The organism is Geminicoccus sp. (assembly GCF_035556675.1).
Taxonomy (GTDB): Bacteria; Pseudomonadota; Alphaproteobacteria; order Geminicoccales; family Geminicoccaceae; genus Geminicoccus.
The window spans coordinates 1-24,098 of record NZ_DATMFZ010000069.1 but is presented as its reverse complement, the minus strand read 5'-3'; the positions used below and the strand labels follow the sequence as shown (position 1 = coordinate 24,098).

Genomic DNA, 24,098 nt, shown 5'->3' with positions numbered 1-24,098 from the left:
AGCACCACGGCATCGCCCGGCGACGAACGCAGCAGGATGGCGAACTCGTGCTTCTCCGCCATGTTCCAGGCGACCACCGCCAGCAGCCCGGCCAGGGCCGAGAGCGGAATCCAGCTCGCCAGCGGTGCCGCGACCAGCATGAACAGCAGCAGGAACAGGGCGTGCAGCATGCCCGAGACCGGGCCCCTGGCGCCGGCGCGGACGTTGGTGGCGGTACGGGCGATCGTGCCGGTGACGCAGATCCCGCCGAACAGCGGCGAGGCGATGTTGGCCACCCCTTGGGCGACCAGTTCGCAATTGGAGCGGTGCCGTCGCCCGGTCATGCTGTCGGCCACCACCGCGGACAGGAGGCTCTCGATGCTGCCCAGCAGGGTGAACGCGATGGCTGCGGGCAGCACCTCGACGATCCGGTCCAGCGAGATGGCCGGCAGCTGTGGTGCCGGCAGACCCTGGGGGATGCCGCCGAACCTCGTCCCGATCGTCTCGACCGGCAGGCCGAACCCGGCCGCCACCACCGAGGCCAGGGCGACCGCGATCAGGAAGGCCGGCCAGTTCGGTCTGAAGCGCCGCACCAGGACGATCGTGCCGATCGCCAGGACCGCCACGGCGATTGCCGCCGTGTTGGCGGTGGGCAGTACCTGGCCCAGCGCGTGGAGCTTCTCGATCAGCGGGCCGGGCTCGTGCGCCAGGGTCAGGCCCAGCAGGTCCTTGATCTGGCTGGCGAAGATGATGACCGCGATCCCGGCGGTGAAGCCGACCGTCACGGGATAGGGGATGTACTTGATGAAGGTGCCGAGGCGCAGAAGGCCGATGGTCAGGAGCATGATGCCGGACAGGAAGGTCGCGAGCAACAGCCCGTCCACGCCGTGGGTGTGCACGGTCGCGGCCACCAGGACGATGAAGGCGCCGGCCGGGCCGCCGATCTGGAAGCGGCTGCCGCCGAGCAGCGAGACGATGAACCCGCCGACGATTGCCGCGTACAGGCCACGGTCCGGCGTCACACCGGAGGCAATGGCGATCGCCATCGACAGGGGCAACGCCACGATCGCGACGGTGAGACCGGACACGAGATCCGCCCGGAGGTCGGCCAACCCGTAACCTTCGCGCAGGACGGTGAGCAGCTTGGGTGTGAACAACTCGCTGAAGCTGGGACTGGTAGGCTTGGCCGACGTCGCCATGAAACTAACCCCGCGGCAGGGGCACGCGATCGTCGGCACCGACCCGGCGACGGCCCATGCTGGAAAGTCTGGTCAGGAGCGGCCGGCACCGGTCATGGCACATGCCGCAAGCGCACGCCCCGGCCCCGACCATTGCTGGGTGCGTTCTCGCCGATGAGCTCGATGCCGGCGGTCTCGAGCGCCTGCACTACCTTGGTGAGCGTGTCGACCACGCCCCGCACGGTGCTCTCGCTCGCCTCCATCCGCTGGATCGTCGGCAGCGATACCCCGGACAGCTCGGCGAGCTGCCGCTGGTCGATGCCGAGCAATGCCCGAGCGGCGCGCATCTGCGCTGCGGTGATCATCGATGCTCCACGGCTGCTGTCCATGGTTCATACATTATGATTGATATGTTGTACATCATTTATGATACTGAGGCACTCGATGTTGCTGGCTGGTGACACATGGCTGTCAGGGCGGCAGTCGCTTTGCGCCGCGGCCGTGGCGGCCTAGGTAGATCCTTGCGGAAGGAAGGAGTGGACGTGGCACAGGCGCAGGAGCGGGCGACCTCAAGCGGGCGGAGCCACCGCGACCCGTGCGGGGTCTGCCTGGACTGCGCGGTACGCCGGCAGGCGGTCTGCGCGGCGCTGGAGAACCACGAGCTGGGTGCGCTCCAGGCGATCATGATCTCGACCCGCGTCGGCGCGCAGCAGACTGTGGTCGAGGAGGGACAGCCGCGCCGCAGGGTCTTCACCCTGACCTCCGGCATGCTGCGGCTCTACACCATGCTGCCCGACGGGCGCCGCCAGATCACGGCCTTCCTGCTGCCGGGCGACTATCTGGGGCTCGGCGACGAGAGCAGCTACGACCAGAGTGCGGAGGCCGTGGTCGATTCGGTCCTGTGCGGCTTCCCGGTGGCGGAGATGGAGCGGTTGATGGAGCGCTATCCGCGCCTGCAGCTCCGCCTGAACCAGATGACCCGGATCGCGCTGCGCCAGGCGCGCGACAGTCAGCTGATCCTCGGGCGGCTGGCGCCGGTGGAGAAGCTGGCGAGCTTCCTCCTGGTCCTGTCGGCGCGCCAGGCCGAGCATGGCCAGGCGGAAAGCCCGGTCCATCTGGCCATGACCCGCACCGACATCGCCGACTATCTGGGGCTCACCATCGAGACGGTCAGCCGCAGCTTCACCAAGCTGCGGCTGCAGGGCCTGATCCAGTTGCCCGAGGCCCATCAGGTCGAGATCGTCGACCGCCGGGCGCTCACCGCCGTGGCCGGCATTACGCCGCGCTGAGGGGCCGGCTGCGGTTCAGGAACGGGCAGGAGATGACCTCGCTGCGGGTCGCGCTGCCGCCAGCGCCGCAAAGCTGCCGAGACAGGCCAGCAGCAGGCCCGCCAGGACCGGCCGCTCATCATGCCGGCACCCAGCGCCTCCAGCCCCTGCCAGAGCACTGCCAGCACGGCCAGGACCTGGATGGCGGCGCTGGCGGCACCGATCCAGGCCTGGCGGCGGCGAGCGGCCGTGGCAAGGCAGGCACGCTGGACCGATCTGTCCACCGACATTCGGCCGAGCGAGCGGCCGAGCAGGACCAGCCCGGCCGGGGCCAGGAAGAGGCCGGCGGCATAGTGCAGCGCAAAGAGCGGGCCGGTCGATGGCAGGAACAGGAGTGCGGTGACCAGCGCTCCGGCCAGCGTCGTGGTCGCGAGCGGGCCCAGGCCCAGCGGGAAGACACAGTCCAGGCTGTCGGCATCGACGGTGAGCCGGGCGGCCGGGCCATCATGCTCACCGAACGGATTCGCCACCGTCACATGCTTCATCGCGCTGCACAGAAACGAGGGGACGTCCAGCTTCCTAGGCACCGGCACAAGCTGCGGCATTGATCATGATCAAGGCGGGGCCGCTGCCGCCACCGTAGAGCGGGCTCGTTGCGGCGTCCGGCCGCATCGAGTGCGGAGCTACCCGGCATGCGTGCTCCGACCGGCCGCAACCCAACGCCAGTGACCGGAGCAGGGAACGATGTGGCACTTCTCCTGGACCCTCGGCGCCGGGCTCGCCTGCGCCTTCATCCTCACCCTGCTGAGTGCCATGCAGCAGGGCCCCTGCCGGGAGCACCGCCCGGTTCTCACCCGGAGGCGGCGGTGACGGTCGAGGCGGCGGTGCGCCGCTACGCTGCCCATCCGGTGCCCCGCTACACCTCCTATCCGACCGCGGCCGAGTTCTCCGCCGCGGTGGGCAGTGCCGAGCACGCCGCCTGGCTGCGGCGGCTCGACCCGGACGAGAGCGTCTCGCTCTACCTGCACGTGCCCTACTGCCGGGAACTCTGCCACTACTGCGGCTGCCACGCCAAGATCGCCGTGCGCGACCATGTCATCGCCGGCTACCGCCAGGCGTTGGAAGGCGAGATCGCCCTGGTGGGCAGCCTCCTGCCCAGGCGGATCCGGGTGGGCCGGCTGGCCTGGGGCGGCGGCACGCCCAGCATCCTGGGGATCGAGGGGCTGGCAGCGGTGCTGGCCGCGCTGCGCCGGCAGTTCGACATCGAGGCGGGGATCGAGCATGCAATCGAGCTCGACCCTCGCCATGTCGATCCGGCACTCGCCCGGGCCCTGGCCGACCTCGGCGTCAATCGGGTGAGCCTGGGCGTGCAGGACCTGGACCCGCGCGTGCAGGCGGCGATCGGCCGGATCCAGCCGCAGGCGACCGTCGAGGCGGCGGTGCGCATGCTGCGGGACGCGGGCATGGCCAGCATCAATTTCGACCTGATCTACGGGCTGCCGCACCAGACGGTGGCCAGCATCCGCTCCACCTGTGCCGCCGTCGCCGAACTGCAGCCGGACCGGATCGCCTTCTTCGGCTATGCCCACCTGCCGAAGCGGCGCGCCAACCAGCGGCTGATCGACGAGGCAGCCCTGCCGGATGCCGCGGCACGCTACGACCAGGCCAGAGCGATTGCCCGGCACTTCCAGGCTGCGGGCTTCGCCCCGGTCGGCATCGACCATTTCGCGGCCCCGCACGACGCGCTGGCCAGGGCGACGGCGGACGGCCGGCTGCGCCGCAACTTCCAGGGCTATACCGACGATGACCGGCCGATTCTGCTGGGCTTCGGCGCATCGGCCGTCTCGCGCCTGCCCGAGGGCTTCGTGCAGAACATCGCCGACAATCCGCGCTATTGCCGGGCGATCGCCGAGCAGCGGCTCGCCACCGTCCGGGGGTGGCGCCTGACGGAGGATGATCTGGCCCGGGGCCGGATCATCGAGGCGCTGATGTGCAATTTCGAAGCCGACCTGGAGCGGCTGGATCCGGCACGGGCCTATCCGGACGAGCTGGCGCTGCTGCGCCCGCTGGCCGCTGATGGGCTGCTGGAGATCCGGGGCAGCCGGATCCGGATGACCGAGGCGGGGCGGCCGGTCGTCCGGGTCGTAGCCGCGGTGTTCGACAGCTTCCGGGCGCAGGATGGCAAGGGCTTCAGCATGGCGGTCTGACCGCGCTCAGAACCGCTCGACCCAGGGGCGCAGCTCGACCTCCAGCGCCCAGGCACTGCGCGGCTGGCGCAAGAGGTCGAGATAGGCGGCAGCGATCGCATCCGGGTCGAGCGTGCTGTCCGGCCGGTCGGCCGGATCGGGCCGGGTGGCACTCCGCACGGCACCATCGATCACGAAATGGGCGACATGGATACCCTTCGGCCAGAGCTCGCGGGCAGCGCTCTGGGCCAGACCGCGCAGCGCGAACTTGCCCATCGCGAACGCGGCGGAATGGGCAAAGCCCTTTACGCTCGCCGTGGCTCCGGTCAGGAGGATCGCGCCATGGCCTTTGGGCAGCATCCGGCGGGCCGCCTGCCGGGTGACCAGGAAGCCACCGAACGCGGTGATCCCGATGGCGCGCTGCACGATGGCCGGGTCCAGCTCGGTGATCGGGCCCTGTGCCCGGGCGCTGGCGTTGTAGAGGACGAGGTCCGGCTCGCCCAAGCGCGCATCGACCTCGTCGAACAGGCGCTCCACGTCGCCTGTGTCGGCGGCATCCGCCTGGAAGCACGCAGCATCAATCTGCTCGGCAAGCGGTATCAGCTTGGCGGTGTCACGCGCGGCGAGCCCGACCTTCAGCCCCTCGGCCGCAAGCGCCCGGGCGACTGACGCGCTGATGCCGGGGCCGGCGCCGACGATGAGCGCGGTGCGATAGGGAATGGCTGCCATGTCCGGACCTCCCGGGGGAGCAGGCCGGATCAGACCTGCTCGATCAGTTCCAGGCGATAGCCCAGCCGCAGGGCGGCCAGGTGGATGTGCCTCGCCATCGCGTCCTGCGCCCGTGCCGGGTCCTGTGCCGCGATGGCGTCGTAGATCGCCGCGTGCTCTGCGATGGTGACCTCGACGATGTCGCCGAGCTCCGCCTCCGGGCGGGCGCGCGTTTCCATGATGGTGACCCGCACCTGCTCGGACAGGAAGCTCACGGCCATGCGGATATAGGCATTGCCGGTGCCCTCGGCGACCGCCTTGTGGAAGTCGAGATCGGCGTCCACCCCGCCGCTCGCCCATTTCTCGGTGCCGCGCATCCGGTCGAGTGCTCGTCCCAGGGCTGCTAGCTGCTCGGGCGTGCGCCGGCGCGCCGCCAGGCTCGCCGCGCGGATCTCCAGGATCGCGCGCAGCTCGAACAGGGCCTGGAACGCGGAAGGGTCGGCCAGCGCTTCCGCGTCGAAGCGCAGGGTGGGCGCGGCGGTACGGGCCACGAAGGCACCGACCCCCTGGCGGGACTGGATGATCCCGTCCGAGCGCAGCCGGGAGATCGCCTCGCGCACCACGTTGCGACTGACCCCGAAACTGTCGGCCAGTGCCTGCTCGGTCGGCAGCCGGTCACCCGGTTTGAGCCGCTCCTCGACGATCTCCTGCAGGATGCGGCTGGCGATCCTGGAGGGGAGCTGGGGGGTGCGGCCGAGCGCATCGATCTTCATGAGCTGCCTTCCGGCATGGCCGGCTCCAGGATCCGGCCAGGGTTCATCAGATCGTCCGGATCGAGCGCCTGCTTGATCCGTCGCATCAGGTCGAGCTGCAGTGCCGGCTTGCGGGCCAAAAAGGCGGCACGCTTCTTCGTGCCGATGCCATGCTCCGCGCTGATCGAACCGCCCAGGCGATCGATCTCGGCGAACACGATCGCCTCGCAATGCTGGAGGAAGCCATCAATCCGCTCAGGTACCATGCCCTTTGGCGGCACCACGTTCAGGTGGATGTTGCCGTCGCCCAGATGGCCATAGGCGAGGGGCAGGCAGTCCGGTGCGCTGGCCAGCAGGGCCGCTTCCGTCCGCTCGATAAAAGCCGGGATCACGGAGATCGGGATCGAGACGTCGGTGCGCAGATGCCGGCCGCGCCGGACCTGCGCCTCGATCAGCCCCTCGCGCAGCCGCCAGAAGTCGCGCGCCTGGGCCGTGCTGGCCGCGACCACCCCGTCCAGGACGTGCCCCGCCTCCACCGCCCGCTCCAGAAAGCGCTCCAGGATGGGGCGCAGCTCGATCAGCCCGCCGGTCGCGGCTTCCAGGAGGATGTAGACCGGGGCGGGGTCGAACGGATCGTGCAGATCGGTCGCCACCTCCAGGGCCAGCTCAATGCAGGCCCGCGGCATCAGCTCGAAGGCCGAGAGGAGGTCGCCCATGTCGCGCCGGGCCTGGGCGAACAGCTCCACGGCGCTGGTCAGGGACGGCAGGCCCAGCAGGGCGGTCTCGACCTGGGTCGGGCGCGGGTGGAGCTTCAGGCTGGCCGCGGTGACGATGCCGAGCGTACCTTCGGCCCCGATGAAGAGCTGCTTCAGGTCATAGCCGGTATTGTCCTTGCGCAGCCCGCCCAGGCCCTCGAACAGCCGGCCGTCCGGCAGCACGACCTCCAGGCCCAGCACCAGCTCGCGGGTCATGCCGTAGCGCAGCACGTTGATGCCGCCGGCATTGGTCGCGATGTTGCCGCCGATCTGGCAGCTGCCCTCGGCGCTGAGCGAGAGCGGGAAGTACAGGTCATGGGCCCTGGCCGCGTCCTGCACTGCCGCCAGAATGCAGCCGGCCTCCGCCACCATGGAGAAGCCGGCGGCATCGATGCCGCGGATCCGGTTCATCCGCTCCAGGCTGACCACGACCTCCCGGCCGCTGTCTGCGGGCGTGCCGCCGCCGACCAGCCCGGTATGACCGCCCTGCGGGATGACCGGCACGTGCATGGCGGCGCAGCGGCGCACCACTTCCTGGACTTCCGCTGTGCTGCGCGGGCGCGCCACGGCCCGTGCCCGGCCGACATGGTCGCCCGACCAGTCCTGCTCGTAGCGGGCGCGCTCCGCCACCTCCTCGACCAGACCGAAGCTGCTCAATCCGATCGCGAGTTCGTCGGACGCCGTGGCGGACGTTTGCGCCATGCCTGCTCCGAAATCCTTATGACCCGCTGGCCGGGCCTCCCTGACCCATCCGGCCCGGTCACTTACGGACCGGAGCACTTATAGGGTTGTAGGACAATAGGATTATGCTACGTTCGGCGGCAAGCAGGAATAGGACGCCGATGCAGCCGACCAATGAGCTGCAGAAAGGGGAGGCGGATGTTCGTGACGCCGGAGGGCGAAAAGGTCCTCGTCATCGATGGTCACATCCATCTCTGGGATGCGCGTCCGGAGAATCGCCGGAACCGCTACGGCCTGACCTTCATCGAGAGCTTCTGGGGCTCTCATGTCGGCATGACGCCGCAGGACCAGCGCTGGGACTTCGACCGGTTCTGCTGGTACGGCATCGAGGGCGCGGCCAAGGACCTGTTCGAGGACGGCTATGTCGACTACGGCATCATGCTGCCCACGAACCTGCACGACTTCTACGTCAACGGCTTCAACACGATCCAGCAGTGCTCGGCCTTCAAGGAAGCCTATCCGGACAAGGTGATCCTGAACGGCCGCTGCGACCCGCGGGACGGCCAGCGCGGCCTGGACCGGCTGGAAGCCGAGCACGAGAAGTGGAAGTTCAAGGGCGTCAAGCTCTACACCGCCGAATGGAACGGTGTGTCCAAGGGCTACACGCTGCGCGACGACTTCGTGGCGCCCTACATGGAGAAGTGCCGCGAGCTCGGCATCAAGAACATCCACATCCACAAGGGGCCGACGATCCATCCGCTCAACAAGGATGCGTTCGACGTGCACGACGTGGACTATGTGGCCACGGCGTTCCCCGACCTGAACTTCGTCATCGACCATTGCGGCATGCCGCGGATCGACGACTTCTGCTGGATCGCCGGGCAGGAGCCGAACGTTTATGGCGGCCTGGCGCTGATCCCGTCCTTCATCCACGCGCGGCCGAAATACTTCGCGCAGATGATGGCGGACCTGCTGTTCTTCCTGGGGCCGGACCGGCTGATCTTCGGTTCGGACTACGGCATCACCAGCCCGAAATGGATCGTCGAGAAGCTGATGGCGTTCCAGTTCACCGACGAGCTGGCGCAGGAGGCGGGCACGCAGCTCACCATGGAGGTGAAGCGCAAGATCCTGGGGTTGAACGCGGCCAGGCTCTACGACATCGAGGTCGATCCGGTCTTCCAGATCCCCGTGCCGAAGAAGGAAGACGAGGGCGAGCTGACTCATCCGATTGCCCCCGGGGGCATCGATGTTGCCGCTTGAGCTGCCGGTCATTGACACGGCCGAGAAGGCCGAGGTCATGGCAAGGCTCGACGAGGTGCTGGACCCGGAGCTCGACCAGTCGGTCACCTCGATGGGCTTCATCGAGAGCGTGGCGGTGGACGGCGGGGTCGTCGACGTGGCCTTCCGCCTGCCGACCTTCTGGTGCTCGGCCAACTTCGCCTTCCTGATGGCGGTCGACATGAAGGCCGCCATCGAGCAGCTGGACTGGGTGAAGGAGGCCAGGATCCGCCTGGTCGACCATTTCGCCGCGCGCAAGATCAACGAGGGCGTCGCCCGCAACGCCCGCTTCGACGAAGTGTTCGCGGGCGAGGCCACCACCGATCTGTCCGAGATCCGCCGCCTGTTCCGCGAGAAGGCTTTTCTCGGCCGGCAGGCTGGCCTCCTGCGGGCGTTGGCGGCCGAGCGGGGCGTGGCGGGGGCGCTGGCGTTGACCCTGGGCGGGTTGCGTGAGCTGGCGCATGGATCAGGCGAGCTTCGGCCTTTGGCGATGCGCTACCTGACCGCGCGGCTGGTGGATGGTGGCCCGGTCACGCCGGATGCGCCGGCCTTCACGACCTTGGCGGGTGACGCAGTGCTTGTGGAACGGTACACGCAGCACCTGCGCGAGATCCGCCGGGTGCGCGGTGCTGCCGAGGCCAATGCCGAGATGTGCCGCATCTACCTGGAGGCGCGCTATGCCGGCGCCCGTCCGGGTACCGGCACGATCCTGGAAGGGAAACGGGACGCCCATGGCTGACAACAAGTTTCAGATGATGCACACGATGGTCCGAGTGAAGGACCTCGACAAGTCGCTGGACTTCTATACGCGCCTGCTCGGCATGCAGCTCCTGCGCAAGATGGACTTCCCCGAAGGCAAGTTCACGCTGGCCTTCGTCGGCTACGGCCCGGAAGAGACCCACGCGGTGGTCGAGCTGACCCATAACTGGGACCAGACCGAGCCCTACGACCTGGGCAATGGCTATGGCCATATCGCGCTCGGCGTCCGCGACATTCACGGGATCTGCAAGGAGCTGGAAAAGGCAGGTGCGAAGATCCCGCGGCCGCCCGGACCGATGAAGCATGGCACCACGCACATCGCCTTCGTCGAGGATCCGGACGGCTACAAGATCGAGCTGATCGATCTCGACACGCGCGGCTGACGCGCCCGGCCGGGCCCCCTGGGGTCCGGCCTCTTTTCGCCATGGCCGTCGAGAACATCGTCGAGAATGTTCCGACCAGGGAGGTAAGAGATGACCGGAATCCTCCGGCGCGGGTTCACGCGCCGTGATGCCTGGCGCACCAGCGCCGCCTATGCCACCGGCCTGTCGGCCATCGCCGGCTTCGGCCTGCCCGCCTTCGCCCAGAGCGAGGATGCGGACAAGATCGTGGCCGACATGGTCGCGGCCAATCCCGACAAGTTCAACCTGTCCAAGATCCCCGAGATCACGAACAAGGACAAGATCACGGTCGTGGTCGAGTCGGGCTTCTGGTCCGACTACCTCAAGACCGCGATGATCCCGAAGTTCACCGAGAAGACCGGGGTCGAGGTCGAGGTGGTCGGCATGTCGACCAACGTCATGTACGCCAAGCAGCAGGTCGAGCTGCTGGGCGACACCGGCGGCTACGACGTGCTCTCGATGGAAGCGGCTTATGTGCCGGAATGGGCGGCCAATGGTTTCGTGAAGCCGCTCTACGAGCTGGCGAGCGAGTACGACTCCGCCGGGGTCGACGGCATGGCCGAGTATCTCGAGCCGTTCTACGCCGGCTTGATGACCATGATGACCTACGAGAAGCAGCCCTACTCGATCCCCTACAACAACTATACCCAGGGGCTGCACTATCGGGCCGACCTGCTGGAGCACCCGGACGAGCGCAAGGCGTTCGCCGAGAAGTACGGCTATCCGCTCACCGTGCCGACGACGTTTGCCCAGCTCATCGACATCGCCGCCTTCTTCACCCGCAAGGCCGGCGAGAACGCGGCCGGCAAGCCCCTGGAGAAGGATCTCTACGGCGTGGCGCTGATGGCCGGCCGCAATGAGCAGATCAACGACGAGTTCAGCGCCATCATCTGGGGCATGGGCGGCGACTGGTTCCGCTCGATCTATGCCGTCGACGGCACGCTGGAAGGCTTCGAGGTCACGATCCCCGACCGGATCAGCGTCACGGCCGCGCAGACTTATTTGGAGCTGCTGAAGTCGGCGCCGCCGGCGGCAATGTCCTGGGACTTCCCCGAGGCCGCCAATGCGATGGCCGAGGGCCAGGTCGCGATGGTGCCGTTCATGTTCAACAATCTCTGGCCGGTCACCGCCTCGGTCGAGACCAAGTTCCCGGGCACCCGTGCCAAGGTGGCAACCGTCCCGGGTGGGCGGCCCTATACCGGTGCCTACGGCATCGGGGTGGCGCACAATGCCAACAATCCCGAGGCTGCCTACTGGTTCGTGAAGTACCTGACCTCGTACGAGGGCCAGATGGCCTATGCACTGGGTGGCGGGAATCCCTGCCGGCGTGACGTGGTGCTGGATCCGTTCTTCCAGACGGAGGAGCGGCGGCTGACCAACGGCGCCTATGCGCAGAACGACCTGGACACCATGGCCTGGACCTACGACGTCGCGAAGAAGGGCCACTTCACCTCGACGGCGATGGGCAAGATCTACTCCGAGCTGGCGATCACCTGCGCGAAGATCGTCAACAAGGAGGCCGAGGTCGAGGCGGCGCTCCAGGAGCTCGCCGCCAAGATCGTCGACATCCAGGGCCGCAGCGGCAACGCGAAGATCCTGGAAAGCTGACCCTGGGAGCGGGGAGGCGTCAGCGCCTCCCCGCCACGCAATCTCCGGCATCCCTGGGAGACCGGTAGCCGATGCAGGCTCGATCGTCCGTCAGCACCGTTCCGACCGACGCCAAGGAAGCGATGGCGCCAGCACGCTCGCGCTGGTCCTGGCGCGGCATGGTCGAGGACGATGCCATCTTCAAATGGCTCCTGCTGGTGCCGGCGCTGATCTTCATGGTGGCGCTGGTCATCTATCCTACCGTGTTTGCGGTAGTGACCTCGTTCCAGAAGTATATCCTGCCCAGGCCCGCCACCTTCGCGGGTCTCGACAACTGGCGCTGGGTGGTGAACGACGCGGCCTTCTGGTCGGCGTTCCTGATCACCGTGAAGTTCGTGGTGATCGCGGTCGGCGTCGAGCTGGTGCTCGGCACGCTGATCGCACTGTTCCTCAATCGAGAGTTCCGCGGCCAGACGGTGATCCGGGGCCTGTGCATCCTGCCATTGGTGGCAGCGCCCTTCGCCACCTCGCTGGCATGGCGGCACCTCTACAATTCCGATTACGGCGTCATCAACTACGTGCTCCAGGCCATCGGCCTGCCACGGGTCGAGTTCCTGGCCGACAGCTCGATCGCGCTTTACTCGGTGATCGCGATCGACGTCTGGCAGTGGACGCCCCTGGTCATCTTCGTGGTGTTCGCGGCCCTGCGCGGTCTGCCCAAGGAGCCGTTCGAGGCGGCGAAGATCGATGGCGCCTCGGCCTGGTTCACCTTCCGCCGCCTGACCCTGCCGATGATCAAGCCGGTGCTGCTGATCGTCGCCATGCTGCGGATGGTGGAAGCGTTCCGCGTCTACGACATCCTCTACGGCACCACCCGCGGCGGGCCGGGTACCTCGACCGAGACGATCAACTGGCTGATCTTCCGCGAGGGCTTCCAGTATTTCGACCTCGGCCGCGCCACCGCCATGTCGGTGCTGGTCCTGCTCATCGTGCTGGTGCTCACCAACCTTCTGTTCCAGCAGCTCATCAAAGCGATCCGGGCGAACTGAGATGGCACGCAACCTCCTGTTCTGGCTCGGCATCGTCCTGCTAGTCGGCGCCTGCCTGTTCCCGATCCTGTGGATGCTCAACCTCAGCCTGAAGCCAAACGAGCTGGCTCAGGCCGTGCCGCCGGCCTTCTTCTTCGAGCCGACCTTCGAGCACTACCCGACCGCCTGGCGCTCGGCCAATCTCGGCCCGCTGCTCCTGAACAGCGTGATCGTGGCGGTCGGAAGCACGATCCTGGTGCTGCTGGTCTCGGTGCCGGCCGCCTACAGCTTCGCCCGCTACGAGACCTCGCGCGGCCACCTGCTGTTCATGATCCTTTCGACCCGGATGATGCCGGCAGCGGCGATCGTGGTGCCCTACTACCTGATCTTCCGCCAGTTCGGCCTGCTCAACACCCATATGGGCGTGATCCTGGCGCACGCCTTCTTCAACTTCTCGTTCTGCACCTTCGTGCTCTACGGCTTCTTCAAGGAGATCGACCCGAATATCGAGTATTCGGCGATGATCGACGGCTACAGCCGGCCGCAGATCTTCCGCAAGATCATCTTCCCGCTGCTCAAGCCGCCGATCGCGGTGGTGACCTCGTTCAGCCTGATGTTCAGCTGGAACGAGTTCCTGTTCGCCTTCGTGCTGACGCGCACCGACGACTCGCGCACGGTCACGGCCGGCATCGAGCAGTTCTGGACCATGACCGGCATCCAGTGGGGGCCAATGTCCGCGGCAGCGCTCATCGCGATCGCACCCATGCTGGTCTTCTCGATCTACCTGCAGAAATACATCGTCCGGGGGCTCACCTTCGGCGCGGTCAAGAGGTGAGGCGATGGACTGGGGCAACCGCCTGTTCTGGGGCTTCATGGTCTGGGTCACGATCAACCTCCTCTGGCTGCGCTTCCTCGAGCCCGTGGTGTCGATGTGGCTGGGTTGCGCGGTGGCGATCGTGGGCCTGGTCGTGACCATGGTCGTGCTCAAGCGTCTCTACCCGTTCGACGCCACACCCGTGGGAGACCGGTGATGGACAAGCTGCAGCTGCAGGGCATCACCAAGCATTACGGCCGCACGCTCGCCGTGGACGACGTCTCGTTCGCTTGTGCGCGCGGCGAGTTCTTCTCGATCCTGGGGGCATCGGGCGCCGGCAAGTCGACGCTGCTGAAGTCGGTCGCCGGCATCGTCCAGCCCGACAAGGGCCGCGTCCTGATCGACGGCCATGACGTGACGAAGCGACCGATCCAGGACCGCAACGTCGCCATGGCGTTCGAGAACTACAGCCTCTACCCGCAGATGAAGGTGTACGAGAACATCGCCTTCCCGTTGCGGGCACCCACGCGGCCACGCCGGCTGTCGCCGGAGGAGGAACGGGCCAAGGTCACCCACGTCGCCACCATCCTCGGCATCGAGCCCTATCTCGACCGCCTGCCGGGCCAGCTCTCCGGTGGGCAGCGCCAGCGCGTCTCGCTGGCCCGCGCCATGGTCCGCGAGCCCAACGTGTTCCTGCTGGACGAGCCCTTGGCTCACCTGGACGCCAAGCTGAAGTTCCAGACCCGTACCCGGCTGAAGCAGCTGGCCGTCGAGATCGGCGCCACTACGCTCTACGTCACCCATGATTTCCGCGAGGCGCTGTCGCTCTCCGACCGCATCCTGATCCTGCGCCAGGGTCGGATCGAGCAGATCGGCACGCCCAAGGAAATCTACCACGCCCCGGCCACCGACTTCGTGGCGGCACTGGTGGGCGATCCGCCGATGAACCTGATCGACGGGCGGGTCGCGCGTGTCGGCGACCGGCTGCGTTTCGAGGTCGAGGACGCGCCGGTGCCGATCACGATCGATCTGCCGGCTGACGCGGCCACCGACCGGATCGGCGGTGAAGGCACCGTGCGGCTAGGCTGCCGGCCGAACGACCTCCGGATCGCACCCGACGACCGGGATGCGATCCGCCTGCCGATCTACGCGATCGAGCACAGCGCCGAGGCGTCGCTGCTCAGCTTCAGCCTGGGCCATGACCGAATCATCCAGGCGCAGGTGCCAGGCCGCATCGACGCCCGTGCGGGCGAGCCCGTGCCGATCGGTTTTTCGGCCGACCGGCTGTTCCTGTTCCGCAAGTCCTTCGAGCTCGGCGAGGTATGAGCCCGTGAAGTCGGTGTCGCTGCACGACGTGCGCAAGAGCTATGGCGGGGTGGACGCCGTCAAGGGCATCAGCTTCGAGGTCGCCAAGGGCGAGTTCATGGGCATTCTGGGCCCGTCGGGGTGCGGCAAGAGCTCGACGCTCCGGATGATCGCCGGGCTGGAGGATATCACGTCCGGGGAGTTGCGCTTCGACGGCGTGGTGGTGAACGAGCTGTCGCCCAAGGACCGCGGCATCGGCATGGGCTTCGAGAATTATGCCCTGTACCAGCCCTTGTCCGTGCGCGACAACATCGCTTTCCCGCTGGAGGCGCGCGGCGTGCCGCGTGCCGAGATCGCTCCCCGCGTCCAGAAGATGGCGAAGCTCATGGAGGTCGAGGACGTGCTCGACCGCAAGCCCTATGAGCTGTCCGGCGGCCAGCAGCAGCGCGTCTCGCTGGCCCGCGCCCTGGTGCGCGACCCGAGCGTGCTGCTGCTCGACGAGCCGCTCTCGCACATGGACCGACACGCCCGTGTTCGCCTGCGCGCGCGCATCCGCCACATTCACGACGCGATCGGCGCCACCTCGATTTACGTCACCCACGACCAGGAAGAGGCGGTGGCCCTGTGTGATAGGGTGGCCGTGATGAATTTCGGTGACCTTCAGCAGATCGGCTCGGTCGAGGAGCTGTGGCACCGGCCGAGGAACCGGTTCGTCGCCGGCTTCCTCGGCCAGCCGGCCATGAACTTCATCCCGGCCGTGACGGTCGACCGCCATCGCCTGCGCTTCGAGGTCGAGGGCCAGCCGACCATCGAGGTGCGCCAGACCCTGGTCCAGCCAGGGCAGCGGGTCACCTTCGGCATCCGCCCAGAGCACATCCGCATCGACGGGGACGATGCCGGCCTTCCGGGTCGGGTGGTGCTCGTGGAGATGGAGGGCGAGGTCGACATCATCACCATCGACATCGGCGGCATCGAGCTGAAGACCCGGACCAGCTCACACCGGGCGATGGCGGCAGGCGACCCGGTCCGGCTCAACTTACCCCTGGAACGCTGCCACGTCTTCGCCGGTGAGGAGGACAGCGCCCCGGCACTCGCCTGAACATCCGACCCTGGTGCTACTCCCCGGGGCCAAACATTGGCCGACGGCCAGAATGTCATGGTCGTCGGCAGGCAGGGGGGATCGGCGGGTGGGTCGAGCGGAAGTCCAGTAGTGCTCCAGTGTCGAAGAGGTTGAACCGGATGCATGCACGCTGTTGCAGCGTGAGCCACTTGCCCGGCAGAAAGACACCCACATCCGGAGCCGGTGAAGGACGCCATGAAAGCCCGACTGCTCGCCCTAGCCCTATTCGGCCTCTGGTCCTGCGGCATTGCGCAGGCCGCGGAGCCGGCCGGGATGATCGTGTACCAGACCGATTTCGGTCTGCGCGACAGCGCGGTGGCCGAGATGAAGGGGGTGGCCAAGCAGGTCGACCGCGAGCTCGAGCTGTTCGACAACACCCACGAGATCCCACCCTTCGACATCTGGGCAGCCGCCTTCCACCTGGCTCATCTGGTGCCCTACTGGCCACCAGGGACGGTGTTCGTCTCGGTGGTTGATCCGGGCGTCGGGACCGAGCGCGGGGCGGTGGTCGCGAAGCTGAAGTCCGGCCATTATTATGTAGGTCCGGACAATGGCTCGCTCACCCTGGTCGCTGAGCAGATCGGGGTCGAGGCCATGCGCAGCATCGATTCCGAGAAGAACCGGCTGCCGGGCTCGGAGCATTCGCACACCTTCCACGGGCGCGACATCTTCTCCTACAACGCGGCCCGCCTGGCGGCAGGCCAGGCGACATTCGAATCGTTCGGGCCAGCCCTGGAGGGTGACGTGGTCCGGATCTCCTACCAGCACGCGGAAGTGGTGGACGGGACGGCCCGGGGCGTGATCCCGATGCTCGACGTCAACTACGGCAATGTCTGGAGCAACATCGACCGCGCCACCTTCGAGAAGCTGGGCATCGCCAAGAAGGAGCCGGTCCGGGTGCGGATCTTCCGGAAGGGCGACCAAGTCCTGGACATGGTGATGCCCTATGTCGACACGTTCGGCGATGTGCCGGAAGGCCAGCCGCTGCTCTACCTGAACTCGGTGGACGAGATGGCACTCGCCATCAACTATGGCAGCTTCGCCGAAGCCCACGGCATCGGCTCCGGGCCCGATTGGACGATCAGCCTGTCGCGGCCCTGATCGCCGCCAGTCACCGACGAACCACCCACCGCTCCGCAACGTCGGACGCGCTCGGCCGTTGACCACGGCTGGCCGTTGCCGGTGGGAATTCTGCATGACATCCGATCAGATCCTGTCCTTCCTCGTCGTGGGCGGCATGATGCTGCTCTTCATCTGGGGACGTCTGCGCTACGACATGGTGGCGATCGTCGCCCTGATCGCGGCGCTGGCGGTGGGCATCGTCCCCTACGAGGAGGCGTTCACCGGCTTTTCCGACGAGATCGTCATCATCGTCGGCAGCGCGCTGGTAGTGAGTGCCGCGGTTGCCCGTACCGGCATCATGGAGGTGATCCTGCAGCGGGTGGCGCCCAGGGTGCGGGCGGTGCCGGTGCAGCTGGTCCTGCTGGTCAGCACGGTGACGGTGCTGTCCGCCTTCGTGAAGAACATCGGTGCGCTGGCGATCATGCTGCCGATTGCCTTCCAGATGGCCAAGCGCTCACAGGTCTCACCCTCGGTGTTCCTGATGCCGATGGCGTTCGGCTCGCTTCTGGGCGGCCTCATGACCCTGATCGGGACCTCGCCCAACATCATCGTCTCCCGCCTGCGCGCGGAGATGACCGGCGAGCCGTTCCGCATGTTCGACTTCACGCCGGTAGCGCTCGGCCTGTCGGTGCTGGGCATCGGCTTCCTGGCGCTGGCCTACCGCCTCCTGCCCGAGCGACGCGGCGCTGCGACGATGAACGAGGCGCTGGACATCAAGGACTACGTCACCGAAGCCAAGGTGCTGCCGGAATCGGCGGTGGCTGGCGCCAGCCTGGGCAGCCTGAACGAGCGGTTCGACCACGAGGTCAAGGTGACCGGCCTGATCCGTGGTGCCGGCCGTCGCCTCTCGCCCCTGCCCGACCTGCAGCTGGAGGCGGGCGACCTCCTGCTGCTCCAGGGCGAGCCGGAGGCGCTGGAGCGCGCGGTCAAGCGGGCCGAGCTGGAGCTGGAGGGGCGGCGGCAGATCGCTGAGAGCGGCGAGAGCGACGACGAGGTCGGCAGCATCGAGGCGGTGGTGGGGCCACGCTCCTTCCTGGCCGGGCAGTCGGTGGGCCGGCTGGCGCTCTACGACAGCTATGGGGTCAACCTCCTGGCGGTCAGCCGCAGCGGCAAGCGCTTCACCGAACGGCTGCGCGACATCACCCTGCATGGCGGCGACGTGCTGCTCCTGAAGGGCAACCTGGCGCGGCTGCCCGAGCGGCTGAAGGAGCTGGGCTGCCTGCCGCTCGCCAAGCGCGAGCTGCGCCTGGGCAACGTGCGCAGCAGCCTCGTTCCGATTGCGATCCTGGCGCTCGCCATGGGGCTCACCGCCGTGGGCCTGGTTCCGGTGGCGGTCGCCTTCTTCACCGCGGCGGCTGCGATGGTTCTGACCGGCGCCCTTTCCCTGCGCGAGGCCTATGATTCGATCGAGTGGCCGATCCTGGTGATGCTGGGCGCCCTGATCCCGGTCAGCGGCTCGATCCACGCCACCGGCGGCACCGAGCTGATCGCAGGCTGGCTGTCCACCGCGGCGGCCATGCTGCCGGCCTGGGGCGCCCTGGCGCTGATCATGGTGGCGGGGATGGCGGTGACGCCGTTCCTCAACAATGCCGCCACCGTCCTGGTGATGGGCCCGATCGCGGCCAGCTTCGCCACCCAGCTGGGCTACCGCCCCGATGCCTTCCTGATGGCGGTCGCAATCGGGGCCGGCTGCGACTTCCTCACCCCGATCGGCCACCAGTGCAACACGCTGGTGCTGGGGCCGGGCGGCTACCGGTTCGGCGACTATGCGAGGCTGGGCGCCCCACTCTCGCTCCTGGTCGTGCTGGTGGGCGTGCCGCTGATCATCCTGGTCTGGGGGCTCTAGCCCCCGGATTTCTTCGCCTCGACCTTGGGCAGGAAGCGGTCCCAGCGCACCACCATGCGCTCGTGTCGCCCCTGGCCGATCTGGTCGACCCCGTCATGCAGTTCCACCTTCCAGCCGATCCGGCGGCCGTCGATCTTGTCGACCTCGAGCGTCACCGTGACGGTGAGACCGGGCGGGGTGGCGGCCTCGTGGCTGGCCTCGATGAACACGCCGAGCGAGCCCTCACCCGCCTCGAAGCAGGGCTTGAGATGGTCCAGGCAGGCCCATTCGATCAGGCCGACCATGAAGCCGGTGGCGAACACTTGCGGCATCGCCTGCCAGTCCGGGCTCTCCGGGTAGAGGTGCGGGACGGTCTTGTCCGGCGGCACCAGGTAGGTGAAGCGGTGGCGGTCCCCGACCTTCAAGAGCGGCAGCATGACGGCATCTCCCCCTGGCCGAAGCGGTCGGCTTGTGTCACGAGAATGTCAAGGAACGTGGCCAGGAGCGCCACGACCATGTCGGTCAGGGGATGAGGAAGCATGCTGGACAGGCTCAAGGATGCCGCTCTGCTGGGTGCAGCTGCACTGGCACTGGTAGCGCTCGGCACGGGCGCGGCGCAGGCGCTCGATGCGCGCTACACGGATGCCGATGGTGACCTGGTCGCCGACACGCCGACCGATCCGGCCGAGCAGATCGACCCGGACACGCTGATCTTCGCCTACACGCCGGTGGAGGATCCCGCGGTCTATGCCCAGGTCTGGCAGGGCTTCCTCGACCACATGGAGGAGGTGACCGGCAAGTCGGTGCAGTTCTTCCCGGTCCAGTCCAACGCCGCGCAGATCGAGGCGATGCGCGCCGGGCGCCTGCACGTGGCGGGCTTCAACACCGGCTCCAACCCGCTGGCGGTCAACTGCGCGGGCTTCGTGCCGTTCGCGATGATGGCGTCTAAGGACGACCAGTTCGGCTATGAGATGGAGATCATCACCTATCCGGGCTCGGGCGTGGCGAAGGTCGAGGACATCAAGGGCAAGAAGATGGCCTTTACCGCCGAGACCTCGAATTCCGGCTACAAGGCGCCCTCGGCACTGCTGAAGAAGGAGTTCGGGATGGAGGCCGGGACCGACTACGAGCCGGTCTTCTCGGGCAAGCACGACAATTCGGTGCTGGGCGTGGCCAACAAGGATTATGTGGCCGCCGCGATCGCGAACTCGGTGAAGGAGCGGATGATCGCCCGCGAGGTGATTCCGGCGGATGCCACCACCGTGATCTACACCTCGGAGACCTTCCCCACGACCGGCTATGGCTATGTCTACAACCTGAAGCCGGAACTGGCCGAGAAGATCAAGGAGGCGTTCTTCAGCTTCGAGTGGGAAGGCAGCGACCTGCTCAAGGAGTTCCAGACCTCCGAGCCGCCGGCCGAGAAGTTCGTCCCGATCACCTACCAGGAGAACTGGAAGGTCGTGCGTGACATCGACCAGGCCATGGGCGTTTCCTACGGCTGCAGCTAAAAGGCAGGGCCGATGCTGCGGATCGAAGGGCTGGTCAAGAAGTACCGCACCGGGGACGCCGCCTTGCGCGGCGTCGACCTCGAGGTCGGCAAGGGCGAGGTGATCGGCCTGATCGGCCCGTCCGGGGCTGGCAAGTCCACGCTGATCCGCTGCGTCAACCGGTTGGTCGAGCCCAGCGGCGGGCGGATCTTCCTGGGCGACGAGGAACTCACCGCCATGTCGGGTGGGGCCTTGCGCCGTGCCCGGCGCCGGATCGGCATGATCTTCCAGGAATATGCCCTGGTCGAGCGGCTGACCGTGATGGAGAACGTGCTCTCCGGCCGGCTGGGCTATGTCGGCTTCTGGGCCAGCTATTTCCGCCGCTTCCCCCCTGAGGACGTCGAGCGGGCGTTCGCGACGCTGGACCGGGTGGGCCTCATCGACCATGTCGACAAGCGGGCCGATGCTCTCTCGGGCGGGCAGCGCCAGCGGGTCGGCATCGCGCGAGCGCTGGTGCAGAGCCCGGAACTGCTGCTGATCGATGAGCCCACCGCCAGCCTCGACCCCAAGACCTCGCGCCAGGTGATGCGCCTGCTCCTGGAACTGTGCCAGGAGCGGGGGCTGGCGGCGATCGTGAATATCCACGATGTGATGCTGGCGCAGATGTTCCTGCCGCGGATCGTGGGGTTGCGTGCCGGCGAGGTCGTCTATGACGGGCCGGCCGACGGGCTCACGCCCGAGGTGCTGACCCGGATCTATGGTGAGGAGGACTGGTCGAAGACCGGGCCGCAGGAGGACGCCGAGGACAGGCATCCGGCCACACCCATGCCGCGCGTCGACGAGATCGCGGCCGAGGCGCCATGAGCACGGTCGCGGCGGCAGGCTATCCCAGGGCCTGGCGCAAGCCGCCCTTCTTCCGCAACCGCACGCTCAAATGGGCGCTGGTGGCGGGCGCGGTCGTCTATCTCCTGCTGGCGTTGGCCTCGGTCGAGGTGAACTGGGCGCGGCTGAGCGAGGGGGCAGGCCGGGCAGCACGGCTGTTCTCGGGCTTCCTGACCCCGGACTTCGTCAGCCGCTGGGGCGACATCTGGCAGGGCCTTATCGAGAGCCTGACCATGACGGTCACCTCGACGGTGGCCGGCATCCTCCTGTCGGTGCCGATCGCCCTGGGGGCGGCGCGCAACCTGGCGCCCTGGTGGCTCTACGGGATCTGCCGCGGCATCATCGCGCTGGCCCGGGTGTTCCAGGAGATCATCATCGCGATCTTCTTCGTCGCGATGGTGGGCTTCGGGCCGTTCGCGGGCTTCCTCACCCTGTCGCTCTCGACGATCGGCTTCCTCGCCAAGCTGCTGGCCGACGACATCGAGGAAGCGGACCCGTCCCAGGTCGAGGCGGTCCGGGCAACCGGGGCCAGCTGGTGGCAGACGGTCGACTACGCCATCGCCAGCCAGGTGATGCCGCGCCTGATTGGGCTTTCCGCCTACCGGTTCGACATCAATTTCCGCGAGTCGGCGGTGGTGGGCATCGTGGGGGCGGGCGGGATCGGCGCCACGCTCAACACCGCGCTCGACCGCTATGAGTTCGACTCGGCCGCTGCCATCCTGCTCATCATCATCGGCATCGTGATGCTGTGCGAGTACGGCTCAGGGTTGATCCGCAAGAGGATCCAGTAATGGCGGTGCTCACCGACGCTTCCGGGGCGCCCAGGGGCTGGCGGCTGCGCACCGGCAAGGACAGCCTGTGGCGCTGGTTCGGCTGGTTCGTCCTGGTAGCGCTCACCGTGTTCTGCTGGCGGGTGATGACCCAGGACACGATCTGGATGTTCGTGCAGGACGCGCCGACCCAGGCCGCCGACATCTTCGGCCGGATGGTCCCGCCGCGCTGGGACTATGCCAACCGGCTGTGGTGGCCGCTCTGGGACACGATCAACATCGCGACGCTCGGCACGATCATCGCGCTGTTCCTGGCCGTGCCGCTGGCCTTCCTGGCCGCGCGCAACACCACGCCCAGCGTCATGTTCGTCCGGCCGGTGGCGCTGTTCATCATCGTGGCCTCGCGCTCGATCAACGCGCTGATCTGGGGCCTGCTCCTGGTGGCGGTGCTGGGGCCGGGCGTGCTGGCCGGCATCATCGCCATTGCGCTGCGCGCGATCGGCTTCATCGGCAAGCTGCTCTACGAGGCGATCGAGGAGATCGACGAGCGCCAGGTCGAGGCGATCCGCGCCACCGGTGCGTCCGGCGCGCAGGTCATCGCCTACGGGATCGTGCCGCAGATCCTGCCGGCACTCGCCACGATCGCGGTGTTCCGCTGGGACATCAACATCCGCGAATCCACCGTGCTGGGCCTGGTGGGTGCCGGCGGGCTGGGCCTGGCGCTGGAGGCGTCGCTGAACACGCTGGCCTGGCCGCAGGTGACGGTGATCCTGCTGATGATCCTGGCGACCGTGCTGCTGAGCGAGTGGGTCACCGCCAAGGTGCGGCGTGCGATCATCTAGTCGAGGCCAAGCAGGCACCCGCCCGGGCGCCGGCAGATCCTGCTCGGGAACTTGGCCGGGTCATGCTATGGTTGTTCCTCGGGTCTGTCAGGACGTGCGACCCGGGGAGGCCGGACATGCATGAAGACGGAACCGACACCTATTATCTGGTTGGCCTCATTCTCCGTTTCCTCACCCGCAGCCGCGAGGGCGGGCCGGACTACAGCCTGGTCGAGGCGCTGGTGAGGCCGGGTGGCGGCCCGCCGCTCAACCGGCACCCGGCGGACGACGAGGGCTTCTATGTCCTGGACGGGCGGATGCGCTTCACGATCGGCGAGCGCAGCTTTGAGGCGGGGCCAGGCAGCTTCGTGCAGATCCCGGGGAGCGAGGTCCACACCTTCACCAATGTCGGCACGTCGCCGGCCCGGATGCTGATCCTGAACGTGCCGGGCCGGCTCCATGACCGCTTCTTCAGCCAAGCCGGCGAGCCGCTGCCGAGCGGCACGACCATGTTTCCTGAGAATGCGGCCCCGCCGGACGTTCCGCGGCTGCTGGAGTTGGGCCGGCAGAACGGGATCGAGTTCCTGCCGCCGCCGGGGCAATGACTGTCCTTAGTTGCATGGTCCGGGATGAGGTGTGACGGAGCGAGCCTGAACCGTTTGGGCTCTTTGGTCCGGGCTTGGCAGATGAACCCGTAGGGCGCGGGGCCGCGTAGGGCCTTCAGGCGCCAGGCGTGGCCGTAGGCATCGACGCACAGCTGCGGGTGTGCCTGGAACTGGTCGTCGGTGTCGTAGTGGTAGCTCTTGACCGTCGCATCCTTGAGCGTGCGGTTCCTTCGCTAGACCTGGACCGTGCGTCCGTCGATGGCCGGCAGGCCATCGCTCCGCCTCCTGCGAGGACCGCAGGCAGGAGCCTGCGGCGGGAGGCACCTGGGTCAGGCGGTGCGCGATGCCATCGCTGTGCGATCCCCGGAGGGAGCAGCGGCACAGCCGCTGCAAGGCGCGTCGCACCCGCGGTCGAAGATGTGCCGGACGTCCCGGATGTCCTGCTTGCGCAGCGTGCAGCGGGTGCCGTGGTCGGTCGGCACCGTGTGGATGCGGTAGGGCCCGGCCAGGATCAGGTCGTGCAGGAACCCCGCCGCCTCCATCTTGGCGGCGCTCTCTACGAGCTGGACGAAGGCGACCTCGCTGGTGTGGGTGATCAACCTACCGCTACACCGCGGGACCTTGCACCTAGCGCCCCCAGCGCAGGGCGGGGGTGTGCACCGGCGCATCCCATAGCCCGGTCAGCCGGTCATCGAGGGCGGTGACCGTGAGCGAGCAGCCCGCCATCTCGAGCGAGGTCGTGTAGTTGCCGACCAGGGATCGCGCGACCTTCACCCCCTTGGCGTCG

General features: G+C 67.6%; 26 protein-coding genes and 1 pseudogene. 18 read left to right on the top strand and 9 right to left on the bottom strand.

All coding sequences use genetic code 11. The features are described from left to right. Together VNS22_RS05575 and VNS22_RS05570 are read right to left on the bottom strand one after the other, a co-directional pair. A partial coding sequence (locus VNS22_RS05575) for a SulP family inorganic anion transporter (RefSeq protein WP_325730434.1) occupies positions 1-1,178 on the bottom strand: 1,178 nt, incomplete at its 3' end. Between the two features lie 92 nt (positions 1,179-1,270). Then, complete coding sequence (locus VNS22_RS05570; protein ID WP_325730432.1) at positions 1,271-1,522, bottom strand: helix-turn-helix transcriptional regulator; 252 nt, start codon at positions 1,520-1,522, stop codon at positions 1,271-1,273. Between the two features lie 177 nt (positions 1,523-1,699). On the opposite strand from VNS22_RS05570, the gene VNS22_RS05565 reads away from it, so the two are divergent. Continuing rightward, positions 1,700-2,446: a helix-turn-helix domain-containing protein gene (locus tag VNS22_RS05565; RefSeq protein ID WP_325730430.1), complete on the top strand. Its 747-nt coding sequence runs from the start codon at positions 1,700-1,702 to the stop codon at positions 2,444-2,446. Here the strand turns inward: VNS22_RS05565 and VNS22_RS05560 are convergent. Beyond that, positions 2,386-2,955, bottom strand: a complete 570-nt coding sequence (locus VNS22_RS05560; RefSeq protein WP_325730428.1) for a hypothetical protein — start codon at positions 2,953-2,955, stop codon at positions 2,386-2,388. The two genes, VNS22_RS05565 and VNS22_RS05560, sit on opposite strands and share 61 nt — an antisense overlap. A gap of 336 nt (positions 2,956-3,291) precedes the next feature. On the opposite strand from VNS22_RS05560, the gene hemN reads away from it, so the two are divergent. Next, entirely contained in the window at positions 3,292-4,632 is a 1,341-nt protein-coding gene (hemN, locus tag VNS22_RS05555) for an oxygen-independent coproporphyrinogen III oxidase (RefSeq protein WP_325730426.1), read from the top strand. A 6-nt stretch (positions 4,633-4,638) separates the two neighbouring features. Here hemN and VNS22_RS05550 read toward each other — a convergent pair whose 3' ends face one another. Genes VNS22_RS05550 through VNS22_RS05540 form a run of 3 tightly spaced genes read right to left on the bottom strand, consistent with a single transcriptional unit; the run spans position 4,639 to position 7,528 of the window. After that, the gene (locus tag VNS22_RS05550) at positions 4,639-5,340 is read right to left on the bottom strand and encodes an SDR family NAD(P)-dependent oxidoreductase (protein WP_325730424.1); all 702 of its coding nucleotides are present in this window, start codon (positions 5,338-5,340) and stop codon (positions 4,639-4,641) included. Positions 5,341-5,369: 29 nt separating this feature from the next. Next, the gene (locus tag VNS22_RS05545) at positions 5,370-6,092 is read right to left on the bottom strand and encodes a FadR/GntR family transcriptional regulator (protein ID WP_325730422.1); all 723 of its coding nucleotides are present in this window, start codon (positions 6,090-6,092) and stop codon (positions 5,370-5,372) included. Next, positions 6,089-7,528, bottom strand: coding sequence for an FAD-binding oxidoreductase (locus tag VNS22_RS05540; RefSeq protein ID WP_325730420.1), 1,440 nt, complete (start codon positions 7,526-7,528; stop codon positions 6,089-6,091). Before VNS22_RS05540 ends, VNS22_RS05545 begins: the two co-directional genes overlap by 4 nt. A 177-nt stretch (positions 7,529-7,705) precedes the next feature. On the opposite strand from VNS22_RS05540, the gene VNS22_RS05535 reads away from it, so the two are divergent. From VNS22_RS05535 to VNS22_RS05485, 11 genes are all read left to right on the top strand, one after another. Next, positions 7,706-8,767, top strand: a complete 1,062-nt coding sequence (locus tag VNS22_RS05535; protein ID WP_325730418.1) for an amidohydrolase family protein — start codon at positions 7,706-7,708, stop codon at positions 8,765-8,767. Further along, the gene (locus VNS22_RS05530) at positions 8,754-9,524 is read left to right on the top strand and encodes an iron-sulfur cluster assembly protein (protein WP_325730416.1); all 771 of its coding nucleotides are present in this window, start codon (positions 8,754-8,756) and stop codon (positions 9,522-9,524) included. Before VNS22_RS05535 ends, VNS22_RS05530 begins: the two co-directional genes overlap by 14 nt. Then, on the top strand, positions 9,517-9,927 hold the full coding sequence (gene gloA / locus VNS22_RS05525) for a lactoylglutathione lyase (protein ID WP_191058429.1): 411 nt from the start codon (positions 9,517-9,519) through the stop codon (positions 9,925-9,927). Before VNS22_RS05530 ends, gloA begins: the two co-directional genes overlap by 8 nt. 90 nt (positions 9,928-10,017) lie before the next feature. Further along, the gene (locus VNS22_RS05520) at positions 10,018-11,553 is read left to right on the top strand and encodes an extracellular solute-binding protein (protein ID WP_325730413.1); all 1,536 of its coding nucleotides are present in this window, start codon (positions 10,018-10,020) and stop codon (positions 11,551-11,553) included. 71 nt (positions 11,554-11,624) lie between these two features. Further along, positions 11,625-12,581, top strand: a complete 957-nt coding sequence (locus VNS22_RS05515; RefSeq protein ID WP_325730411.1) for a sugar ABC transporter permease — start codon at positions 11,625-11,627, stop codon at positions 12,579-12,581. Position 12,582: 1 nt separating this feature from the next. Continuing rightward, positions 12,583-13,395, top strand: a complete 813-nt coding sequence (locus tag VNS22_RS05510) for a carbohydrate ABC transporter permease (RefSeq protein ID WP_325730409.1) — start codon at positions 12,583-12,585, stop codon at positions 13,393-13,395. Positions 13,396-13,399: 4 nt separating this feature from the next. After that, positions 13,400-13,591: a hypothetical protein gene (locus tag VNS22_RS05505; protein WP_325730407.1), complete on the top strand. Its 192-nt coding sequence runs from the start codon at positions 13,400-13,402 to the stop codon at positions 13,589-13,591. Further along, positions 13,591-14,700, top strand: a complete 1,110-nt coding sequence (locus VNS22_RS05500) for an ABC transporter ATP-binding protein (RefSeq protein ID WP_325730405.1) — start codon at positions 13,591-13,593, stop codon at positions 14,698-14,700. The genes VNS22_RS05505 and VNS22_RS05500 overlap by 1 nt, the downstream gene beginning before the upstream one ends. A gap of 4 nt (positions 14,701-14,704) precedes the next feature. Continuing rightward, positions 14,705-15,778, top strand: coding sequence for an ABC transporter ATP-binding protein (locus VNS22_RS05495; RefSeq protein ID WP_325730403.1), 1,074 nt, complete (start codon positions 14,705-14,707; stop codon positions 15,776-15,778). A gap of 216 nt (positions 15,779-15,994) precedes the next feature. Next, complete coding sequence (locus VNS22_RS05490; RefSeq protein ID WP_325730401.1) at positions 15,995-16,900, top strand: S-adenosyl-l-methionine hydroxide adenosyltransferase family protein; 906 nt, start codon at positions 15,995-15,997, stop codon at positions 16,898-16,900. Between the two features lie 94 nt (positions 16,901-16,994). Next, the gene (locus VNS22_RS05485; protein ID WP_325730400.1) at positions 16,995-18,767 is read left to right on the top strand and encodes an SLC13 family permease; all 1,773 of its coding nucleotides are present in this window, start codon (positions 16,995-16,997) and stop codon (positions 18,765-18,767) included. Here the strand turns inward: VNS22_RS05485 and VNS22_RS05480 are convergent. Continuing rightward, on the bottom strand, positions 18,764-19,183 hold the full coding sequence (locus VNS22_RS05480) for a thioesterase family protein (RefSeq protein WP_325730399.1): 420 nt from the start codon (positions 19,181-19,183) through the stop codon (positions 18,764-18,766). The two genes, VNS22_RS05485 and VNS22_RS05480, sit on opposite strands and share 4 nt — an antisense overlap. Before the next feature lie 102 nt (positions 19,184-19,285). Here VNS22_RS05480 and phnD point away from each other — a divergent pair, with 102 nt between their 5' ends. The 5 genes from phnD (at position 19,286) to VNS22_RS05455 (ending at position 23,311) form a co-directional block, all read left to right on the top strand. Then, positions 19,286-20,254 carry a phosphate/phosphite/phosphonate ABC transporter substrate-binding protein gene (gene phnD, locus VNS22_RS05475; RefSeq protein WP_325730397.1) on the top strand — a complete coding sequence of 323 codons (969 nt, stop codon included), beginning with the start codon at positions 19,286-19,288 and terminating at the stop codon, positions 20,252-20,254. Positions 20,255-20,266: 12 nt separating this feature from the next. Beyond that, a complete protein-coding gene (gene phnC / locus VNS22_RS05470; protein ID WP_325730395.1) occupies positions 20,267-21,097 on the top strand; it encodes a phosphonate ABC transporter ATP-binding protein in 831 nt (276 codons plus the stop codon). Next, positions 21,094-21,906, top strand: coding sequence for a phosphonate ABC transporter, permease protein PhnE (phnE, locus tag VNS22_RS05465; RefSeq protein ID WP_325730393.1), 813 nt, complete (start codon positions 21,094-21,096; stop codon positions 21,904-21,906). The genes phnC and phnE (VNS22_RS05465) overlap by 4 nt, the downstream gene beginning before the upstream one ends. Next, entirely contained in the window at positions 21,906-22,727 is an 822-nt protein-coding gene (gene phnE / locus VNS22_RS05460; RefSeq protein WP_325730391.1) for a phosphonate ABC transporter, permease protein PhnE, read from the top strand. Before phnE (VNS22_RS05465) ends, phnE (VNS22_RS05460) begins: the two co-directional genes overlap by 1 nt. Positions 22,728-22,843: 116 nt before the next feature. Next, positions 22,844-23,311 carry a cupin domain-containing protein gene (locus tag VNS22_RS05455; RefSeq protein ID WP_325730389.1) on the top strand — a complete coding sequence of 156 codons (468 nt, stop codon included), beginning with the start codon at positions 22,844-22,846 and terminating at the stop codon, positions 23,309-23,311. Positions 23,312-23,331: 20 nt separating this feature from the next. Here the strand turns inward: VNS22_RS05455 and VNS22_RS28500 are convergent. Together VNS22_RS28500 and VNS22_RS28225 are read right to left on the bottom strand one after the other, a co-directional pair. Beyond that, a pseudogene (locus VNS22_RS28500) lies at positions 23,332-23,907 on the bottom strand (hypothetical protein); the annotation flags it as partial. Positions 23,908-23,938: 31 nt separating this feature from the next. Further along, on the bottom strand, positions 23,939-24,098 hold a 160-nt coding region (locus VNS22_RS28225; protein WP_349261712.1), incomplete at its 5' end, for a dihydroxyacetone kinase subunit DhaK.

What these genes read in the sequence shown, in the direction of transcription:
- VNS22_RS05570 (WP_325730432.1), bottom strand. Translation starts at nt 1,522, where the DNA reads ATGATCACCGCAGCGCAGATGCGCGCCGCTCGGGCATTGCTCGGCATC.
- VNS22_RS05550 (WP_325730424.1), bottom strand. Translation starts at nt 5,340, where the DNA reads ATGGCAGCCATTCCCTATCGCACCGCGCTCATCGTCGGCGCCGGCCCC.
- VNS22_RS05545 (WP_325730422.1), bottom strand. Translation starts at nt 6,092, where the DNA reads ATGAAGATCGATGCGCTCGGCCGCACCCCCCAGCTCCCCTCCAGGATC.
- VNS22_RS05540 (WP_325730420.1), bottom strand. Translation starts at nt 7,528, where the DNA reads ATGGCGCAAACGTCCGCCACGGCGTCCGACGAACTCGCGATCGGATTG.
- VNS22_RS05535 (WP_325730418.1), top strand. Translation starts at nt 7,706, where the DNA reads ATGTTCGTGACGCCGGAGGGCGAAAAGGTCCTCGTCATCGATGGTCAC.
- VNS22_RS05530 (WP_325730416.1), top strand. Translation starts at nt 8,754, where the DNA reads ATGTTGCCGCTTGAGCTGCCGGTCATTGACACGGCCGAGAAGGCCGAG.
- gloA (WP_191058429.1), top strand. Translation starts at nt 9,517, where the DNA reads ATGGCTGACAACAAGTTTCAGATGATGCACACGATGGTCCGAGTGAAG.
- VNS22_RS05520 (WP_325730413.1), top strand. Translation starts at nt 10,018, where the DNA reads ATGACCGGAATCCTCCGGCGCGGGTTCACGCGCCGTGATGCCTGGCGC.
- VNS22_RS05515 (WP_325730411.1), top strand. Translation starts at nt 11,625, where the DNA reads ATGCAGGCTCGATCGTCCGTCAGCACCGTTCCGACCGACGCCAAGGAA.
- VNS22_RS05510 (WP_325730409.1), top strand. Translation starts at nt 12,583, where the DNA reads ATGGCACGCAACCTCCTGTTCTGGCTCGGCATCGTCCTGCTAGTCGGC.
- VNS22_RS05505 (WP_325730407.1), top strand. Translation starts at nt 13,400, where the DNA reads ATGGACTGGGGCAACCGCCTGTTCTGGGGCTTCATGGTCTGGGTCACG.
- VNS22_RS05500 (WP_325730405.1), top strand. Translation starts at nt 13,591, where the DNA reads ATGGACAAGCTGCAGCTGCAGGGCATCACCAAGCATTACGGCCGCACG.
- VNS22_RS05490 (WP_325730401.1), top strand. Translation starts at nt 15,995, where the DNA reads ATGAAAGCCCGACTGCTCGCCCTAGCCCTATTCGGCCTCTGGTCCTGC.
- VNS22_RS05485 (WP_325730400.1), top strand. Translation starts at nt 16,995, where the DNA reads ATGACATCCGATCAGATCCTGTCCTTCCTCGTCGTGGGCGGCATGATG.
- VNS22_RS05480 (WP_325730399.1), bottom strand. Translation starts at nt 19,183, where the DNA reads ATGCTGCCGCTCTTGAAGGTCGGGGACCGCCACCGCTTCACCTACCTG.
- phnD (WP_325730397.1), top strand. Translation starts at nt 19,286, where the DNA reads ATGCTGGACAGGCTCAAGGATGCCGCTCTGCTGGGTGCAGCTGCACTG.
- phnC (WP_325730395.1), top strand. Translation starts at nt 20,267, where the DNA reads ATGCTGCGGATCGAAGGGCTGGTCAAGAAGTACCGCACCGGGGACGCC.
- phnE (WP_325730393.1), top strand. Translation starts at nt 21,094, where the DNA reads ATGAGCACGGTCGCGGCGGCAGGCTATCCCAGGGCCTGGCGCAAGCCG.
- phnE (WP_325730391.1), top strand. Translation starts at nt 21,906, where the DNA reads ATGGCGGTGCTCACCGACGCTTCCGGGGCGCCCAGGGGCTGGCGGCTG.
- VNS22_RS05455 (WP_325730389.1), top strand. Translation starts at nt 22,844, where the DNA reads ATGCATGAAGACGGAACCGACACCTATTATCTGGTTGGCCTCATTCTC.